The 19,148-nt window shown below is 57.8% G+C and carries 12 protein-coding genes; 9 read left to right on the forward strand and 3 right to left on the reverse strand.

The window, feature by feature from the left end:
• Nucleotides 1-17 precede the first annotated feature (17 nt).
• Together M7439_RS05000 and M7439_RS05005 are read right to left on the reverse strand one after the other, a co-directional pair.
• A complete protein-coding gene (locus M7439_RS05000) occupies nucleotides 18-3,986 on the reverse strand; it encodes a diguanylate cyclase domain-containing protein (RefSeq protein WP_298346269.1) in 3,969 nt (1,322 codons plus the stop codon).
• A 221-nt stretch (nucleotides 3,987-4,207) separates the two neighbouring features.
• Nucleotides 4,208-5,524, reverse strand: coding sequence for an FtsW/RodA/SpoVE family cell cycle protein (locus M7439_RS05005; RefSeq protein WP_298346271.1), 1,317 nt, complete (start codon nucleotides 5,522-5,524; stop codon nucleotides 4,208-4,210).
• 44 nt (nucleotides 5,525-5,568) lie between these two features.
• On the opposite strand from M7439_RS05005, the gene ppk1 reads away from it, so the two are divergent.
• Genes ppk1 through tal form a run of 6 tightly spaced genes read left to right on the forward strand, consistent with a single transcriptional unit; the run spans nucleotide 5,569 to nucleotide 14,689 of the window.
• Nucleotides 5,569-7,665, forward strand: a complete 2,097-nt coding sequence (gene ppk1, locus M7439_RS05010; RefSeq protein ID WP_298346273.1) for a polyphosphate kinase 1 — start codon at nucleotides 5,569-5,571, stop codon at nucleotides 7,663-7,665.
• Nucleotides 7,658-8,389, forward strand: coding sequence for a CYTH domain-containing protein (locus tag M7439_RS05015; RefSeq protein WP_298346275.1), 732 nt, complete (start codon nucleotides 7,658-7,660; stop codon nucleotides 8,387-8,389). Before ppk1 ends, M7439_RS05015 begins: the two co-directional genes overlap by 8 nt.
• A 14-nt stretch (nucleotides 8,390-8,403) precedes the next feature.
• The gene (locus M7439_RS05020) at nucleotides 8,404-9,945 is read left to right on the forward strand and encodes a Ppx/GppA phosphatase family protein (protein ID WP_298346277.1); all 1,542 of its coding nucleotides are present in this window, start codon (nucleotides 8,404-8,406) and stop codon (nucleotides 9,943-9,945) included.
• Nucleotides 9,946-9,975: 30 nt separating this feature from the next.
• The gene (pgi, locus tag M7439_RS05025; protein ID WP_298346279.1) at nucleotides 9,976-11,631 is read left to right on the forward strand and encodes a glucose-6-phosphate isomerase; all 1,656 of its coding nucleotides are present in this window, start codon (nucleotides 9,976-9,978) and stop codon (nucleotides 11,629-11,631) included.
• A complete protein-coding gene (gene tkt / locus M7439_RS05030) occupies nucleotides 11,628-13,613 on the forward strand; it encodes a transketolase (RefSeq protein ID WP_298346280.1) in 1,986 nt (661 codons plus the stop codon). The genes pgi and tkt overlap by 4 nt, the downstream gene beginning before the upstream one ends.
• Nucleotides 13,613-14,689, forward strand: a complete 1,077-nt coding sequence (gene tal, locus M7439_RS05035) for a transaldolase (RefSeq protein ID WP_298346282.1) — start codon at nucleotides 13,613-13,615, stop codon at nucleotides 14,687-14,689. The genes tkt and tal overlap by 1 nt, the downstream gene beginning before the upstream one ends.
• A gap of 78 nt (nucleotides 14,690-14,767) precedes the next feature.
• Here the strand turns inward: tal and M7439_RS05040 are convergent, their stop codons facing one another.
• Nucleotides 14,768-15,499: a peptidase E gene (locus M7439_RS05040; protein ID WP_298346284.1), complete on the reverse strand. Its 732-nt coding sequence runs from the start codon at nucleotides 15,497-15,499 to the stop codon at nucleotides 14,768-14,770.
• A 63-nt stretch (nucleotides 15,500-15,562) separates the two neighbouring features.
• On the opposite strand from M7439_RS05040, the gene M7439_RS05045 reads away from it, so the two are divergent.
• From M7439_RS05045 to M7439_RS05055, 3 genes are all read left to right on the forward strand, one after another.
• The gene (locus M7439_RS05045; protein WP_298346286.1) at nucleotides 15,563-16,093 is read left to right on the forward strand and encodes a GNAT family N-acetyltransferase; all 531 of its coding nucleotides are present in this window, start codon (nucleotides 15,563-15,565) and stop codon (nucleotides 16,091-16,093) included.
• Nucleotides 16,094-16,262: 169 nt separating this feature from the next.
• Nucleotides 16,263-17,780: a histidine ammonia-lyase gene (hutH, locus tag M7439_RS05050; protein WP_298346288.1), complete on the forward strand. Its 1,518-nt coding sequence runs from the start codon at nucleotides 16,263-16,265 to the stop codon at nucleotides 17,778-17,780.
• Between the two features lie 366 nt (nucleotides 17,781-18,146).
• Nucleotides 18,147-19,076 (forward strand): DUF4268 domain-containing protein, encoded by a 930-nt coding sequence (locus tag M7439_RS05055; RefSeq protein ID WP_298346289.1) that lies wholly within the window; start codon nucleotides 18,147-18,149, stop codon nucleotides 19,074-19,076.
• Nucleotides 19,077-19,148 lie beyond the last annotated feature (72 nt).

Genomic DNA, 19,148 nt, shown 5'->3' on the forward strand with positions numbered 1-19,148 from the left:
GTTGGGGTCAGGTTCCATTAGATAATCCAAGCCCAGTCATCGCTCTGTGATGACGTGGACCGGGGTGCGATGTTGTAGTCGCTGCTATTGGGGGTGCATACCCTTTCAAACCAGCGGGTCAAGGCATTGACCAGATCGGCTGGGGGTGTCGAATGAGCATGCAACGCCCGGTGCAGATCAGCGCCTTCACTGGTGTCGAGATCGTGAGCTACAAAGTAGCTCGTGAGTAGGCAGTTAGCAAGCGGCCCTCTGTTGTAGTGCATTGGACTATGGACAAATGACCAGTGGTAGGCCATAGCTCCGAGCAGGGAGCGTAGTTCGTGGTTGGAATGTTCGTGGTGGTAGGAGCGGGACCAGGAGATGAGCTGGTCGGTGGGCATCGGTTTGGCGATACCATATCCCTGGCCAAACCCAGCCCCAAGGCGGGCCGCGACTTCGGCAAGGACGGGGCTTTCGATACCCTCAACGACGACGTTTTGGCAAGCGTCGGTGGCGGTGAGGATGAGGGTTCCAAGGAGGTTGAGTACACGTGTGGGGTGTGTCTCCATCCTTGCCGTGAAGTGATGATCGATTTTGATCAGGGTGGCCGGAATCTCCACGAGCCGTAGCCAGTTGGAGTAACCAGATCCCATGTCGTCGATCGCGAGTTGGACGCCAAGCTCTAGGAGCTCACCGAGACGCACAGAGTCAGGCATGAGGTGCTGGCGGTCGGTTTCGAGGAGTTCAAGGACGAGTCGATGAGGAGGGAAATCCCACTTCATGAGCGTCGTAGCGAGCCACGAGGGGAGTTCGGGGTAGTTCAGTGTGGTGGCATCAACATTGATCGTGAGATCGATCAGTAATCCAGAGGCTCTCCACTCTCGATCAGCCGCCAAGAGGAGCTCGAGGCCCATCCGGAACAGGTGATAGCGTTCACCCGCACCGAGAATACTGAGAAATCTGTCGGGCTCTATGACGTTGCCATCGGGTTCTACCAGACGAGCGAGTCCTTCGACCTTGGCAAGCTGGTCTGTTTTGAGATCGACGATGGGCTGAACGAACATCCGCAAACCGCCAGACAGCAACAAGCCTCGATAGCCGACAGCCTGTTGTCTTGCTAGCACATTGTCCGGGGTTGCGATTCGATATAACAGGTTCTCCCATCGCTGCTTGACATTCTTGTTGAAGCGTTCCATCCACGCCGATGAAAACTGCCCTGGATACTGACCGGTCAACAGCAGGAGCGCAACGGGTCGACCTTCGACATTCTGAATGGGGATCGCAACTGCGGAACGGAGTGCGATACCCTCGTCCAAAGGCCAGGAACCGTAGATGGTGTCGTCGGCGATACGATCGGTTACCAGGATGCGCGCGTCACGCCAGGCCCGTGAGCACAGCATCTGACCATTGCGATGGTGAGGGTCGATAGCGACCCGTGCTCCAGGGCTGTTCATCTGCTCGGCGAGTCGTTGTCCTCCACGACCTGCGTACGCCTCGATCAAGAGGCTATCGCCACCGCCCTGGCGAGCGAGACCGATGGCGGCGATCCCGGGCAGCTGTCCGATCATGTCGAGCTCTGATTGGATGCTGTCGATCCATAGTCCGTCGACTCCTGGGAGTGGGTGGGCAAAAATACTAAAGTAGGTATCGGTTGTGGCGGACAACGCGCGTAACTGCGCAGCAATGTCATCGTCGACTCTGCGATTGATGACCCCAACAATGTCCTTGATCACACGAGGATTGATGGGCAAACGGCTGATCTGTTCGGTGAGTGCGCATCGATAGCTATTGACGGAGTCGACCAGGTCCGCAGCGAGTAGTCCAGCGAGGGCGTGGGCAGTACCAACCTGTTCTGCCTGGTGCTCGAGAGCGCGTTTCTCGAGCGTACCGTCGAGCAGCGATTCGAGATGAGCGGCCTGGTGGCGCTTGAGTGCGCGGTACTCACTCTCGCTCAAGTGAGCGAGGATGCTCGCACCCAGGGGCGATGCCTCCACCGCTCCATAGAAGGCCGCGACGGCATTGGTCACCAACTCCGGAGTCTTGGAGATGAGTTCTGCGAGCATGACTTCTGCCTCAACTCCATAGGCAGAGGGGGCTAGTGCGACTGGTTGGGGGCCTTCAGCTTCAATCTCAGGATCGGACGCGAGCCTCCACCAGCGGCTGCGATGACGTTTGCGTTGTTTGGCGATATACAGTGCGGCATCGGCTTCGCGCATCAGCGCATCAGGTTCGGTTGAGGTGTCAGGAAAAGTGGCGATACCAATGCTCATGTCCACCGTGACGTGATGGTCTTGGCCAAGCACAAAAGGGGTGACGACGGCTTCGTGTATGCGTTCTAGGACGATTTCGAGATCGTTCCTACCCTGGGAGGGGTCGAGTGCGTTCAGAATCACGAGAAACTCGTCTCCTCCCAACCTGATGATGGTGTCGCCTTCGCGGAGGAGGTGCCGGAGACGTTTTGCGATTCCGACGAGCAGTTCATCACCAGCATGATGTCCGAGACGGTCATTGACTGGCTTGAAGTCATCGAGGTCGATCACGCCAACCGCGAAATGGCGCCCCGTCTGTTGCGCTAGCACAATCGCGGCATCAAGGCTCGCATTGAGTACGCGACGATTGGGGAGACCGGTGAGGGCATCATGATCGGCGAGATAGCTCAACTCACTCTCACGCAACTTCTGGTCAACCATATTTCTCGCGATGGCCGAGATGTACTGAACGTGACCTGCCGTGTTTCGATGGACCATCAGCACCATCGAGAGGGGGACTTGTACTCCGTCAGGTCGTTTGATGCTGAGCTCACCCTCCCAACGTCCAAGCTCTGCAGCCCGTTGCACGGCGGTGCTAAAGTGCTCCTGTCCGACGGCGTCACCGATCAGTTCGAAGAAATGCCGCCCCTCCGCTGGTGTGTCAGCGCTCAACCCGACCAATTGTCGACCGCCGTTGTTGAGATAGATGAGTCTTCCGTTGCGGTCGGTAATGCCGACGCCGTCGGAGGTGTCGTCGAGGATGGCGAGCAGACGACGCTCTGCGTCGATCGCCGCTCGCTCGTCGGTGAGGTCGATCTCGACTACCACAACCCCAGAGATCGTGTGCAGATCGTCGACTAGGGGTGTGGCCGAGACATGCACCCAACGACTGACACCTGCGGCGGTCTTTTGGAGAATCTCCCAGTCCGGCAGCTCCTCATCCTCTGCGAGATGCCTGGATTGCTCAAGCAGTTGATCAAAGTGCGGATCCCCGAGGAGAATTGTTGGATGTGAGCCATCGATCTCCTCACGGCTCATGACAAATAAATCCGCCAACCCGTCGTTGAACCACTGAATGCGGCCGTCCAGGTCGACGATAAAGACAGCTTCTGAGATCTGCGCGAGCGCGGCCGCCAATCGATGGTTATATTGGTGCTCGCGAATCTTGGTGATGCCGGTGGCGAGGTCAGTGGCGAGACGTTCGAGGAGCAGTCGTTCCTCGTGATTGAGGATAGGTTTGCGTCCAAAATAGACGACCAGGATGGCGTCAAGTTCGCCTTGGCACCGGATGGGGAGTGCGTGGACGCCAACGAGTTGGTGGGTGTTTGCCGCGCGACGCCATGGTTCATAGTCCGGATTCCGTAGTGCATGATCGTCATAGGTAGCGGTGCCACTTCTCCAAGCACGGCCTACGGGTCCTTGGCCTGCTGGGCAATCCTGACGGACAGAGACCTGAACCTCACTGAGATAGGCGACATCACCACAGCTGGCGACCGGACGAACCGTGCCGTCACCGTCTGGACGCCCGATCCATGCGAGGCGTACGGGAGGCATCTGGCAGATGAGCTCACAGACCTTTTGGAGAAATTGGGCCTCATCAGGGCTGTCATTGATCAGCTGGCTCGCCTGCGCCAGGAGCTGTTGGAGCTGGTTGTTGCGTTGGAGATGGTGCCCATTGGCGCTGTGTTGCAGACGATAGCCAATGCCTGTGACGAGCATGATCGCTAACACAGTGACGATCACAAGTTCGGTGTCCATCGGTTTAGAGGAGCCTATGGTGGCGGGTTCGGCGGAGCGGGACGCTCCACTCGTCACCCTGGCAGCAGGTTCGCATGTTTTCTTATCGTACTACCATTGAGATACTTGATCGAGGCGAGAGGTAATCTTCGGTTTCATCTTGCGCACGAGTCAGGCTCGGTCGTTGAGCGCGCCAGCGGGAGACGAGAATCGGTGGTCGCCCTGAGATCTACGGTTGAGGTTCATGGGTGGCTCGACTGTGCCTCTCGTGGATCGGCGTGTTGGTTGGAGCGATGGGATATCCGCATCAACACTCCAAGAAGGATATAATTCGCCAAGAGCGATGATCCTCCGTAGGCTAGGAAAGGAAGGGTCATGCCGGTGAGCGGTAGTACGCGGATCACGCCAGCCAGGATGAAGAAGGTCTGGAGGGCGAGTATCACCGTCAACGTCATCGCCAGAAGGGAGCTGAATTCGCCGTTTGCTCGTAGGGCTATGCGGATTCCAGCGCCGGTCAGAAGGAGGAACGAGATGATGATCGCGCTGGTGCCAAGGAGGCCGAGTTCCTGGCCAAAGGCGGCAAAGATGAAGTCAGAGGTGGCTACTGGTACGGTAGGGTGGCTTAATCCGAGACCGGTCCCGCTGAGTCCGCCGATCCCAAAGGCGTATTGAGCCTGAATCAGCTGATAGCCGGTCGTTGCGGCGTATTTCCAGGGATCGAGCCAAACCGTGATCCGCTGGTGCACCTGTGGCAAGAGTGCACCGCCCACGACGAGTCCAAAGACGAAGGTGATGGCCCCAAAAAGGAGGTAGATTCGGTTACCCGTGCCGATCCACATGACCAGGACGAAGGTGACGAAGATGAGCAGCGCGAAGCCGACATCCTTCTCCGCCGCCATGATCGCGAGTGCAATACCGAAGGTGAGTGCGAGGGGTCCAAAACGGCGGAGACCACCCCCGCGGAGCCGAGCGAGAAGGTCTTTCTTCTCGACGATGAGTGATGAGAGGAAGATGGCGAGGAGGAGCTTGCCGATCTCGACTGGCTGAAAACTGAGGCTACCGAAGTGAACCCAAAGCCGTTCACCTCCGATGTCTTCACCAATCCCGGGAATGATGGGACTAAACAGAAGACCAATACCCGCGATAGCGAGCAGATAGCGGTAGCGGTCGAGCGAGTCAGGGTTGCGAACCAACACGATGGTACCCACGTAGGCCAATACTGATAACAAGGTCCAGATGGCCTGCAGGTGGGCTTCCTGGGTATCGAGTACCCCGATCATTACAAACCCAAGACCATTGAGGAGCGCTGCGATTGGCAAGAGGATGGTATCAGCGTTGGAGGCGAAGTAGCGATTAGTGACGTGGGCGCCAAGAGGTGCTAAGACGACGATCGCGAGCCAGGGCTGGGCGAGGGTGATATGCCCATTGGGATGGAGGCCGAAGTAGCCAAGCACCCAAGCAAAGATGGTGATCAGGTCAGCGACAATAACGAGTTCGAGCTCGCGGCGGCGCCGCTCATAACCGCGTGTACGGACCCCCACCTGCTCATTTGTTTTCACGCTTTAGACTATAGCCTGGCGGCTGCGCGAACGTGAGGAGTAAGATGTCCCAATCCTTTGAGGTCCCCTATGAACCTGAGTCAGGTCGTACTGGTCAGGTGGCAGCGCGGTACTTCAATCGAGAACTTTCCTGGCTCGAGTTTGGCGCAAGGGTACTTGAGCTCGCAGCGGATGAACATCTTGGTGCCTTGGCACGGGCGAAGTTTTTCGCTATCTTTGGATCTGGCCTCGATGAGTTTTTCCAGGTTCGTGTGGCTGGGCTGAAGGATCAGCTCGTCTCCCCCTTTACGATCCGTTCGACCGATGGTTTAACGGCCCGCGAACAGTTGCGTGCCATCCGGACCCGGCTCATTCCGCTCCTTGAGGGCGCCGAACAGAGCTATGAGGAGCGGCTCGTACCTCGCCTGGCCGAGCTAGGGGTGCAGATCGAACGGGTGCGGTCGCTCCCTGGATCAACCAAAGAACGTCTGCGCCGAAACTTTGAGGCAGAGCTTTACCCAGTGCTGACCCCGCTTTCGGTTGACCCCTCCCATCCCTTCCCCTACATCTCGAACCTCTCGCTTAACTTGGCGGTTGCAGTCCGCGACTCCGCCGACCGTGAGGAGAGGTTTGCACGGATCAAGGTGCCGACGAACTTTCCACGACTCTATCCGGTAGGTAGTGGATCCTTCGTCCTCATCGAAGACCTGATCCAGACCTTTGCAGGACTGCTGTTTCCGGGGATGGAGATAGGTGAGAGTGCGCTGTTTCGCGTGACTCGCAACACTGACCTTGTCCTTGAGGAGGGTGAAGCTGACGATCTGCTGGCCCTTGTCGAGACCGAGTTGCGTCGTCGACGGTTTGGACGCGCTGTTCGTCTTGAGGTGGCAGCCGATGCATCGCCGGCAATCCAGTCACTCCTCATCGACGAACTGGAGCTACACCGCGACGATGTCTACTCCACCAGATTGCCCCTCGATATGCGTTGCCTCTTCGAGATCTATGACCTCGGTCTCGAAGGAGAGCGTGGGCCTAGGGCCGCGGGTCGTACCCCGCCACCCTTCTCCCATCTTGACGGGGAGCCGACGGACCTTTTTGCAGCGCTCAAAGGTAATGACGTACTCGTGCATCATCCTTACGATAGTTTCTCGTCTACGGTCGAAGCCTTCGTAGCCGCGGCCGCCATGGATCCAGATGTTTTGGCGATCAAGCAGACCTTGTACCGAACCTCCGGAGATTCGGCGATCGTGGGATCGTTGATCGATGCAGCCGAGAGTGGCAAACAGGTCGTAGTGATCGTGGAGGTCAAGGCACGCTTTGACGAATTAGCCAACATCGGCTGGGCACGCAAGCTCGAGGACGCTGGTGTTCACGTCGTCTATGGGGTCGTCGGGCTCAAGACGCACTGCAAAGCGATCATGGTCATCCGACGGGAGAATGGTGCCTTGATGCGCTATTGCCATCTTGGCACGGGAAACTACAACGCCAAGACGGCGAGAAGTTACGAGGATCTCGGGCTCTTCACCGTTGATGAGGAGATAGGGCACGACCTCGGGGAGGTCTTCAACTATCTCACTGGGTTCTCACGGCCTTCACATCTCGAGAAGCTTGTTTTAGCCCCGATGGCCTTGCGGGCGCGCATCACTGAATTGATCGAGCGAGAGACGGCCCGAGGAGATAAGGGCTTCATCAGTTTTAAGGTCAACGGACTCGTCGATCCGGGTGTGATTGAGGCCCTCTACCGAGCTTCGCAGGCCGGCGTGGAGATCCGGGGGCTCGTGCGGGGCATCTGCGCGCTGAAGCCGGGGGAGCCAGGGCTATCCGACAATATCGTCATCCGCTCCATCGTGGGCGAATTTTTGGAACATTCGCGCGTCTTCGTCTTTGGAGACCCTGAGGATGTGCGTTCTGAGGTGCTGGTGGGTTCGAGCGACCTCATGCAGCGCAACCTTGATCGACGTGTCGAACTCCTGTTCCCGTTGGAGGACTCCGCACTGCGTCGGCGCGTCATATCGATGCTCTCCCTCGAGTGGCAGGATGATACCAATGCCTGGACCCTCGATGCACAAGGGGGTTGGCGACGACTACCCCCCGTTCATGGGATCTCCTCCCAGCTGATCCTCAACGGCACTCGTGCCGAGGAGACGGTGATCCATGGCTAGCGAACGCGAGCTCAAGCGCCGCCCCCAAGATCACGAGGTGGGTTTGGAGATGGTGAGGGCGATCGTCGCTCTTGGAGGTCAAGAACTCTCCCATGGCGATCCCCAGGAGCTTACATCGCGGTATCTCGACAGCGTTGATCATGCGTTGGCGCTCAGCCAGATCGGTCTGCGTGCTCGGGGGAGTCAAGGGCACACCCAAGCACGATGGACCATCAAGGTTGGTGCATTGCCTGACCGACGTGGAGTCAGCGAGGCAGCGGAGTATGAGATGGATGGGGCCTGGGATGTGATCCCGCCGGCACTTGTGGTGGCACTCCGTTGTATTGGGGTCGTTGGCGATCTGGTTGAGACCGCTCGATTCAGGACACTCCGTGAACGATGGGTGATGGACCTGTCGGGGGTTGAACTTGAGGTCTGCCTTGACGAAGTGATGGTCGAGGCTCCACAACCGTATGCATTTATCGAACTCGAGGTAGAGGCGCAAGAGCGCAGTGTGCTTGACTGGCTGGCAGACGAGTTTGCAGGCCGGTTCCCAGCAGTACCTCCGAGCTCTCAATCGAAACTTGCCACCGCACTGATGGGTGAGAACCAACGGCCTTTGGGGAGCACCTCCCCCAAGCCACAAGGGCCAGATCTTGGGGGTCGATTGGTACGGTTGCTCGATGCGGTCGATACCCAGCTTGCACCATGGGCAGCACGCAGTGCGGAGCACGACGAATGCTGAGCCCTCATAGGGAGATGAATGGAGTGATCGTCGCTGCCATGGATTTGGGATCCAACTCCTTCCATCTGGCCGTTTTCCGTGTCCGTCCAGATCTAACCCTCGAGTCCGTTGCCAAGGAGCGTGAGATGCTTCGACTGGGTGAGCATGTCTATCGTGACGGTAGTTTCAGTGATGAAGCGATCAGCGCAGCGGTTCGAACCGTTGCACAGTTCCACGCTATCAGCGAGAGTTTTGGTGCTCAAGTGATCGTCGCAAAGGCGACAGCCTCCTTTCGGGATGCCGAAAATGCCCAGCAGTTGAACGATGCTATCTGGGCGCGCACTGGAGTCAAGGTGCAGGTCATCAGTGGCCATGAGGAGGCGACACTCATCTTTGATGCGATTCGCGCTGCGTGTCATCTCGGTTCGCGGCCAGTTCTTGGCGCGGATCTTGGTGGGGGTAGTCTCGAGCTCATGCTTGGAGATCAACGCCAGCTGATCGCTGCGAGGAGCTTGCGACTTGGCGTTGGTCGCCTTCGCGCAAAGTTTCCAGATGAGCGTAGTGATGCGATTGAGGACTACGTGGCGCGAGAGCTCGGGGAACCACTGGCGACCATGATCGGTTATCTCCCCACACGTCTCATCTTGACCAGTGGAACGATGAACGCTATCGGACGACTGGCGTTGTCACTCGATCACGACCACGACGACCGCGACGATGGACTGTTAGCGAGAGCCGTTACTCGCTCTGCTCTTGAACACGCGGTAGAGTTGATTTTGTCCACGCCCGAGAGTGAACGATCGACGTTAAAAGGAGTGGACGAGCGTCGAGCGGCGACGGTGGGCTATGGCGCGATCATCCTAGCTCAGGTGCTCCGTGTCACGGCACTCGATGAAGTGTGGCTCTGCTCCTGGGCATTACGCGAAGGTATCGTATTGCACGAAGCTCAGAGCCAAGAGCACTTTGCTTTTGCGATCAATTCTGCAGAACTGAGGGCTGATTCGGTACGAGAGCTCATGCTGCGCTATCGAGTGGATGGTCGGCACGCCGCTTTCGTAGCCAGGTTTGCGCTTCAATTGTTCGATGAGCTCTCACCACTACATGGCCTGACCCTTGAGGCACGCGAACGCCTTGGGGTCGCGTCCCAACTCCACGACATCGGCGCCTTTATCAATCGTGATCAACACGACCGACATGGACAATATCTCGTCAAGGCGTCACCTCCCCGGGGATTTAGCCGGCGAGAGATCGCAGTAATTGGAGCGATTATCGGTTCGCACACCAAAGGGGAGGTCGAGGCGCCTTCGGATCTTGATCCCTCGGACTTGGACGAGATCCAGTTCAGTGCTGCACTCCTGCGCCTCGCTGATGCGCTCGACCGATCACATCAACAGTTGGTCACAGATCTCGAGTGCAATATCAGTACGACCGCTGTCGAGCTCGATCTGCATGCCGATAGTGATCTCAGCGCGGAGCGGTATGCACTACGCCGGAAGTGTCGACTCTTTGAAGGAAAGTTCGCACGTCAACTTCTCGTGACCATCTCTGAGGTCGACGGATCCACCCATCATGTCTAGGATGGTAGAGAGAATGGATCGGAGGAGACTGTGCCGTATCCGGTAGTAGGAGTTTCGCCTAATCAACTTCCCGAGTGGAAAGCCCTAGCAGCACATGCCAAACAGCTGCAGCAGACCAATCTCGGGCGCCTCTTCGCCGAGGATTCCGACCGGCTCGGATGGAGCACATTCGAGGTGAGGCCGTTACATATCGATCTCTCAAAACACCTCATCCAACGGGAGACACTCTCCCTTCTTGAGAACCTGGCAAAGGCGAGATTCTTGCCTGAGGCGATTACCGCCATGCTCACCGGTGAGCATATCAACGTCTCCGAGGATCGTGCCGTACTCCACACCGCCTTGCGCAACGGGGCGACATTGTCGGGGCCCATCGATGGTATCGAGGTCGAGGTTGAGGTCGAGAAGGTGCTCACGCGGATGGAGCAGTTTGCGCGAAGCGTACGCGCCAACCAACGGGTGGGTTGCACGGGAAAACCCTTCTCGGCCATCGTAAACATTGGCATCGGTGGCTCGGATTTGGGTCCCGCGATGGTCACGAAGGCACTCTATGACTTCAGCGATAAGAGTCGCGAGATGTACTTCGTCTCCAACATCGATCCAATCGCCATTGAAGAGGTCTTCCAGCGTTGTGACCCTGCGACGACGTTGTTTGTCGTCGTTTCGAAGACCTTTGGAACCCTTGAGACCTTGACGAACGCAAAGGCTGCACGTCAGTGGATCCTACAAGCGCTGGGTGATCATGAGGATGCCGTTGCCAAGCATTTTGTGGCGGTCTCCACGAACGATGAACTCGTTACCGAGTTTGGTATCGACACCGAGAATATGTTCGGATTCTGGGACTTTATCGGTGGACGCTACTCTGTCGATTCGGCGGTGGGGTTAACCATCATGCTCGCGATTGGTCCAGAACGTTTTCGGTCGTTTCTTCGTGGATTCGCGAGTATCGATCGACATCTCAGAGAGACTCCGTTGTCAGAAAACGGTCCAGTGTTGCTTGGGTTGTTAGCGGTTTGGTATCGAAACTTCCTGGGTGCGCAATCGCAGGCGATCCTCCCGTATAGCCAACGACTATCGAGGTTCCCAGCCTATCTTCAGCAGCTCACGATGGAGTCCAATGGCAAGTCGGTTCGCATCGACGGGGCAACGGTTGATTATGACACGGGTGCGGTGTACTGGGGCGAACCAGGTACCGACGGACAACATGCCTTTTATCAGCTTCTCCACCAGGGAACGGTGCTGATTCCTGCAGATTTTATTCTCTTTGCAGAACCACTTGGCGGTCCTGATGCCCAGCAGGATCTGCTTTTTGCGAATGGCATTGCGCAGACAAGGGCGCTCGCATTCGGACGCGACGATGCTGAGCTGGAGAAACGAGGAGTGCCAGCGCAACTACGCCCCCCGAAGCGCATGCCTGGAAATCGCCCAACCACCACGATATTGGCACAACGGCTGACGCCAGAGGTTCTCGGTGCGCTGATCGCCCTCTACGAACACAGTGTTTTTACGCAGGGAGTGATCTGGGGAATCGACTCCTTCGACCAGTGGGGTGTCGAGCTCGGTAAGGAGCTCGCTTCGGAGCTCGCTCCAATCCTCACCTCCGCTAGCGCGCCAGCGCTCGACACCTTGGACGTATCGACGGCCGATTTAGTTGCACGCTACCGACATATGAGAGGACGACCTACATGACCGATCACAAGCAGGATTTTGGAGGATTGCGTTCGCCGGATATCTTCGACGTTGCATCGAACGCATTGCGCTTCCTCGCCGTTGACGCGGTGGAACGCGCGAACTCCGGCCACCCAGGTACTCCGCTCGCAATGGCACCTGTCATCTATCGACTCTTTACGCAATTTCTCCGTCACGATCCAGCACAGCCGGATTGGGCGGACCGGGATCGGTTTGTCTTGTCCGGTGGCCATGCCTCGATGCTGCTCTATGGCGCGTTGCATCTCAATGGTTATGATCTCACCCTGGAGGATTTACAGCAGTTTCGCCGCTACCCTTCGCGTTGCCCAGGCCATCCCGAGCGGGGGATGACCCCAGGCGTAGAGGTCACCACTGGTCCACTCGGCCAGGGTGTTGCCAACGCGGTGGGGCTGGCCCTCGCCGAGCGCATGGCGGCCGAGCAGTTCAACGTGGCTCAAGCCCCGGTGGTGAATCACCGGACCTGGGTGCTCTGCGGCGATGGCGATATGATGGAGGGTATCGTGTCGGAGGCCTCTTCACTCGCTGGCCATCTGCGCCTTGAGAAGCTGACGATCCTCTATGACTCCAACGCCGTCACACTCGATGGACCAAGCGAGCTCTCCTTCAACGAGGAGGTGGCTGCGCGTTATTTGGCCTATGGGTTCCGGATTCTGCGTATCACTGACGTTGATAATTTTGCGCAAGTGGATGCGACGCTGCGGATGGCGATGCAAACCCGTGGTCAGCCCACCTTGGTGATCATGAACTCCCATATCGGGATAGGAAGTCCTTTCCATGATGATCATCGCTCCCATGGTGCCGCCCTCGGCGCCGAAGCGTTGTTGTCGACACGCGAACAACTGCAGTGGGTACACCCCCCCTTCGTGGTTCCTGATGAGGCCTATGCGCGATGGCGACCGGATCGAGACTCTGGATATAGCGCCTGGACTCAGCTGTGTGAAGACGCCGCAGCTCTCGACCCACATCGGTGGTCAGAGTTCGAGCGTCGTGTTCTTAATGGCGAACTGGGTAAAGTCCCATTCGAGTGGCCCTCGTTTGATGACGGGGCCGCAATCTCCACTCGCGTCGCGCTCGGGCAGGCACTGCGTTCTGCCGCATCGGTTACCCCTGAGATTGTCGGTGGGGCTGCGGACGTCGAGAGTTCCACTGAGACTCGACTCGATACCCAAGTCACTTGGCCAACCTATGAGGGGAGGGATATCTATTTCGGTGTTCGCGAACATGCGATGGCTGCCATCACCAATGGGATTGCCGCTCATGGTGGATTCCTTCCCTTTGCGAGTACCTTCTTTGTCTTCTCCGACTACCTGAAGCCAGCCCTACGCCTCTCCTCAATCATGGAGCTCCACACCCTCTTCATCTTTACCCATGACTCCATCGCTCTTGGTGAGGATGGGACAACGCATCAGCCGGTCGAGCAGTTGGCAGGGCTTCGCGCCATGCCCGGCATTGTTGTGCTCCGGCCTGCCGATGCTCGGGAGACGGCGGCGAGTGTCGCGTTTGCGCTCGGCAGGGATGACGGCCCAACCGCGCTTGTCCTCTCCCGGCAGGGCCTGCCAGTGCTCTCTGGAACCAAGACGATTGACACGACATCCTTGGCGGGCCATCGGTTACGAGGGGGTGCGGACGTGACATTGGTAGCCACTGGTTCGGAGGTAAGTCTTGCACTGAGCGCAGCCGAGTTACTCCATGAGAGCGGTGTTGATGCAGGGGTCGTATCAGTGCCCTCCCTTGAGTTGTTGCGAGAGCGTACCGTAGCGGACCGTGACGCGCTGCTCGGTGCTGCTCCACGGATCGCCGTCGAGGCGGCATCGGCTTTCGGTTGGTACGAGTTTGTTGACGCAGTCATTGGTATGAATCGCTTCGGAGGCTCTGGACCCAAAGATGAGGTCTTGGAAGCCTTTGGCTTCACCCCGAGTCAGGTGTCCGATTCGGTCCAGGAAATACTTGGAGGTAAATAATGCAAGGTGTACGTTCGTTAGCGGCTCTGGGTCAGAGCGTCTGGCTCGACTCGATATCGAGGAAGTTGCTCGATTCTGGGACCTTAGCCCATTACATCACGGATATTGGGGTGACGGGCCTCACATCAAACCCATCGATTCTTGCGCATGCGATCGGCCACTCCGACGACTATGACAAGGCGCTCCATCACTTTGAGTCGGAGGGCGTCCTCGATGCAGAAGAGATGGTCTACGAGCTTGCTATCGTCGACCTCACCGATGCTGCGAAACTTCTCCACGGGGTCTGGGAACGCAGTGGGGGTCGGGATGGTTTCGTATCGATTGAAGTCCCCCCTGAGTATGCCAACTCCATGCCAGAGACGATCTCGTGGGCACGGCGTCTCCGGAGTCGTTTTGACACCGAGAACGTGTTGATCAAGGTTCCAGGAACGGAGGCGGGTGCGCAGGCCATTCGTGATCTGATCGCCGATGGCATCGGAGTGAACGTTACCCTCCTCTTTGGGGTAGAGCACTATGTTGCAGCCGCGACTGCCTTTCTTGATGGCCTTGAGCTGCGGCAGCGAGCGGGCCTCAGCCTTGATGTGCCCTCGGTCGCATCAGTTTTTGTCTCTCGGTGGGACTCGGCAGCCAATCCAAAGCTGCCGCCTGAGCTTGTCCAGCAGACGGGGCTGGCGGTCATGCAGGGTATCTGGGCTGCTCATCTCCAGATACTGGCGACAGAGCGTTGCCAAAAGCTTTGCAATGGCGCGGATCGCATGCAAAAGGTACTCTGGGCATCCACCTCGACGAAGGATCCTGCGTATCCTGATACCTTCTATGTCTCGGCACTTGCGGCTCCGGGGACGATCAACACCATCCCGGAGGCGACGCTGCTTGCATTCGACGATCATGGCAAAGTTGCCTCAGTCTTAGGAGACAACGCCCTGGCACAATCACAGGAGCTGTTTGGCCGTCTCACAAGTGCAGGCTTGGATTTAGAGGAGTTGGCGAGGGAGTTGCAGGTCCAGGGGGCTAAGAGCTTTACCGACGACTGGAATGCACTGTTGGACTCAGTCGGGCGCAAACTCAAACATTAGGTCAAACACTAAAGTGCTTTCCGGGTTTGGTGGTCAACGTTTGTTCGGGGTGCGTTGCAAGCGCGTTCCACCTCCCGTTCACCCGTTCGCGAGCAGACGAGTTGGTAGCGATTCCTCCTGGACTCCCTCGCCGCTACGTCGGACCGAGTAGGCTCTCTTGTCCTTGATCTCGGTTACCGCTTCGACTAAGGTCGTCCCCCTGAAGACAAGACCGGTGCCGTCCTCGGTCGCATAGCCGTCAGCGAGTGTTCCGGCTGCAATGAGCTCTTGGAAGAGTGGCCGCCGTCGCGGTTCGGAGTCGTAGTGGACACCGTTCGAGTACGGGAGGAGTGCCAGACCATTGGTCACCGGGGTGAGTTCCGGGGAGAAGGAGTCGGTCGTTCCTCCCTGGTGCCAGCAGAGAGAGCCGGCAGAGACCCCGCCAAGCACGACTCCGGCCTGCCAAGCCCGCGTGAGGGCGCTATCGAGCCCATGAAGGCGCCAGAGAGCGAGAAGATTAGCGACACTGCCACCGCCAACCCAGACGACATCGTGACTGAGAAGGTAGTCGTCAAAATCATCGACATTGGGCATCGGGAAGAGTTTGAGCAGACGAACCGGAATCCCAGCCGCCTGTCCTGCTTCGATCATGCGGAGTCCTTGTGCACTCCCATCCCCCATAGCGGTGCCAACATAGACAAGGCTTGGTCGGGTCGCCCCACTCAATTCGATCGCATGATGGAGGAGGGGTCCAAAGGCTACCTCAGTGCGTTGTCCGCGGATCAATCCGCCTGAGGTCGCGAGTATCGTGGGCGTGCGTTCTTGGGTCATCGCTCCATTGTAGGCAGTGTGGTAGGCAGTGTCTTCGCCACCTAAAGGCCCTAAGGTGGTGCCATGGCAGAGATACTTGAGGTTCGGCCCATCGGGGAAGCCGAGGTTGATCGAGCAGGTCTCGTGTTACGGCACGCATATCAGCAGATCTATCCGCCCGGCATTGCGGGCGAGTACATCGATGAAGTAGCTCACGTCAAGGGGCGCATGGATAACGCTGTGGTACTCGTCGCCCTCTTGGATGGGCAGGTGGTAGGTTGTGTCTCGCTAGTGCTCGAGGAGAGCTCTCCGTTGGCGGAAGGATTGCGCGCTGGCGAGGCGGGTATCCGCATGCTTGGTGTGACGCCCGAAGTCCATCGGCAAGGAGTTGGTCGAGCCCTAGTCGAGGAGTGTCTTAGGCGTGCACGAGCTGCGCATAAGGTCGCTGCAGTGCTTCATACGGATACGCGAATGCACGCCGCGCAGCTTCTCTATGAGCGCCAGGGGTTTCTTCGGCTACCAGAGCGCGACGTGAACTTTCCCGGGGTCGAGCTGATCTGTTACCGTCGAGCGTTACTCGATGACCCGTCAGGACTCTCTTCTTGGGCCACATGACAGTGGCCCGTGGTGTGATCGCCTGCACCTGACTCCTTTTTGGGGTAGGGAGTGACCATCGGTGATAGAGCCTCCATGGGCCCACGAGTGGCGTGGTCTGATCAACCTGCGATAGTTTGATGGGGTGGTGATCATCGCCCCTGAGACCCACTGACCACGAAGGAGTGCCATGAGAATCGAGCCTGGAGCGTTGACCTTAGTTCAGCTGCAAACTGTCCGGGAGGGCATTGACAGCCTTGAGCTGGCGGCGCCTACGTGGGAGCGTATCGCTGCTGCTGCCACCACGGTAACCGAGATCGCTTCGGCGAGTGCCCCAGCCTACGGCATCAATACTGGCTTTGGACGTTTGGCAAATACACAGATCCCCCCTGCTGAGCTAGAACTGTTGCAACGTAATCTGGTGCTCTCGCATGCGGTTGGTGTTGGAGATCCTCTCCCGGCCACGGTTGTACGCATGGTCCTCCTGCTCAAGATTGCAAGCCTCGCACAGGGGTACTCAGGCGTCTCACGTGAACTCATGGAGGCGCTGATTGATTTTCTGGTCAACGATATCCTCCCGGTGATTCCATCGCAGGGATCGGTGGGCGCATCGGGCGATCTAGCTCCGTTAGCCCATCTCGCTACCGCTCTTATCGGGGTCGGAGAGGTGCGTTGTCACGGCCAGACGATGCTGGCCCGGGAGGGATTAGCGACGCTTGGCCGGGAGCCAGTGGTGCTCCGTCCGAAGGAAGGCCTTGCCTTGCTCAACGGTACCCAGGTATCTACCGCCTTGGCACTTGAGGGACTCTTCGCCATCGACCGAGTAACCAAGGCTGCCGTGGTGACCGGAGCGCTCAGCGTTGATGCAGCTGCGGGTTCGGTCGTACCGTTTGATCCGAGGATCCAGGAGGTCCGTGGCCATACGGGACAGAAGATAGCGGCTGGGGCCTATCGTAGGCTACTGGCAGGATCAGGAATCACGCAGTGGCATCAGGACTGCGAAAAGGTCCAAGATCCCTATAGTTTACGATGCCAACCCCAGGTGATGGGAAGTGTCTTTGACGTCCTGCAATGGACAGGCGAACGACTCATGGTCGAGGCAAATGGAGTCTCTGACAACCCTCTCGTCTTCACTGAGACGAATGAGGTGCTCTCGGGGGGAAACTTCCATGCCGAACCGGTAGCGATGGCTTGCGACTTCTTGGCCGTCGCGGCGAGCGAAGTCGGGGGCCTCGCAGAGCGGAGAATCGCCCTTTTGATCGATGCAACCTTGAGTGGCCTGCCACCGTTTCTTGTCCGCAACGGTGGTGTCAACTCTGGCTTTATGATTGCCCATGTGACGGCGGCTTCACTGGCTTCTGAGAACAAAAGCATCGCCCATCCAGCATCGGTAGACTCACTACCTACCTCAGCAAACCAGGAGGATCACGTCTCTATGGCGACCTTCGCAGCGCGTCGGTTAACGCCGTTAGCGCATAATGTAGCCACCATTATTGGGATTGAACTGTTGGCGGCTGTCCAGGGTATCGAGCTGCGGGCACCAGTGACCACCAGCCCCACACTTCGCAACGTCATGGACTGCCTACGCCAAGTCGTGCCACACTACGATGTTGATCACTTCATGGCACCCGACATCCAGGCGGCACTCGAACTCGTTGAGAGCGGGGAGATCGCTACATTCTGCCCTGTTACCCTACTGAATCTGTAGACCCTAGATGAACGCCTCACACATGGCGTAGGGCCGCATTAGTTGTGTGAGTTCGTTGGCGCGCGACCTTGCTCAGACGGATCCGCGTACGAGTCAGCAGAGGTGCGTGCTGCCATTATGTACAGTAAAACAAGTGGAAATAACGCAATAAGTAGTACTAGAAGCACTGTATGTGATTGTAACGCCGCGTAGAAAATGGTGGGAGATGACCTGTCGATAGCGTGGGCGCGGCTGTTGTCGGTAGGATCACTAAACCGTGTAGAAAGATCAAAGAAAACCCGTTTGGGACTGTTGCACCCGATAGAATGGGGGAGTTAATTGGGGTGCCAGCATGGAACTGGAGCAACCTTACCAAGGAGGGTGGCAATGGCTCAGCAGGTCATAGGAAGACCAGTACGAGTACCCACACGCGAGGTATGGACTGGTGGCTCCCAGGAGCTGGTCACTTGGTTACTCGAACACCCTAGTGTGATCAATGATGCGCTCGATCTGGAGTTATCTACGGTTACTCGAGGCCGTAGGGGTGCGGCCATTACCCCTGACTTGCTCGCAGAGGATCCAGGTGGAGGTCTTTGCGTTCTCGAGGTGGCACTTGGCCGTGCTGGCAGCACAGGACTTGGACGATTGGTCACCTACGTCAGTGCCCTGCAGGCCCAGATGGCCGTATGGATCGTCGAAGAGATCGCAGCTGAACACGTGGCTGCCGTGAATTGGTTAAACCGCAGCGGTGTCGCAAAGTTCTTTCTGTTGCAGATGCACTGTTTTAAGGGTGTTGAAGGGACGATTACCTATCTGGTTACCCGTGTGGTTGGTCCGTCACCTTTGGTGCGTTCAGCGGAGTCCGAACGGCGCCGTATGACGGAGCGCAGTGACTTGCGATTATCGTTCTTTGATCGTTTGAGCGCTCAAGCAAATGCTCCAGTGATGGTGTCCCCGATGCGGGGCATGACCTCGGTGACGCATCGGTTGACCAGGCTCGCCGGGGTGACCTACAATTTTGTGGCCGATGCGACTGAATGCGGTGCGGAGGTACGAATTGTAGGGGTAGGGGAGCGGCAACGCGAGGCGCTCGTGATCTATCAGGTTCTGCTCAAGCAGCGTGACGCGATCGAAGCCGCCCTGTATCCTGATGCGCTCGTTTGGGAGTCGCTCGGTTCGGGACACTATCGGATCGCCTCGATGATCACGGGAGGCTATGACGCCCCGGAGAGCGATTGGGATGAGATCCAAATCCAGCTTATGGATGTGATGGGACGGCTTCGTGGCGTCTTCAAGAAGTACCTGCATAACTTATAGCCGGTCTTGCTGCTCGATCGCCATGGCGGCGACGATCCTGGTCCCGAGTCGCTTGTTGGTCTGGCCGGGAAC

The organism is Ferrimicrobium sp. (assembly GCF_027319265.1).
Lineage (GTDB): Bacteria > Actinomycetota > Acidimicrobiia > Acidimicrobiales > Acidimicrobiaceae > Ferrimicrobium.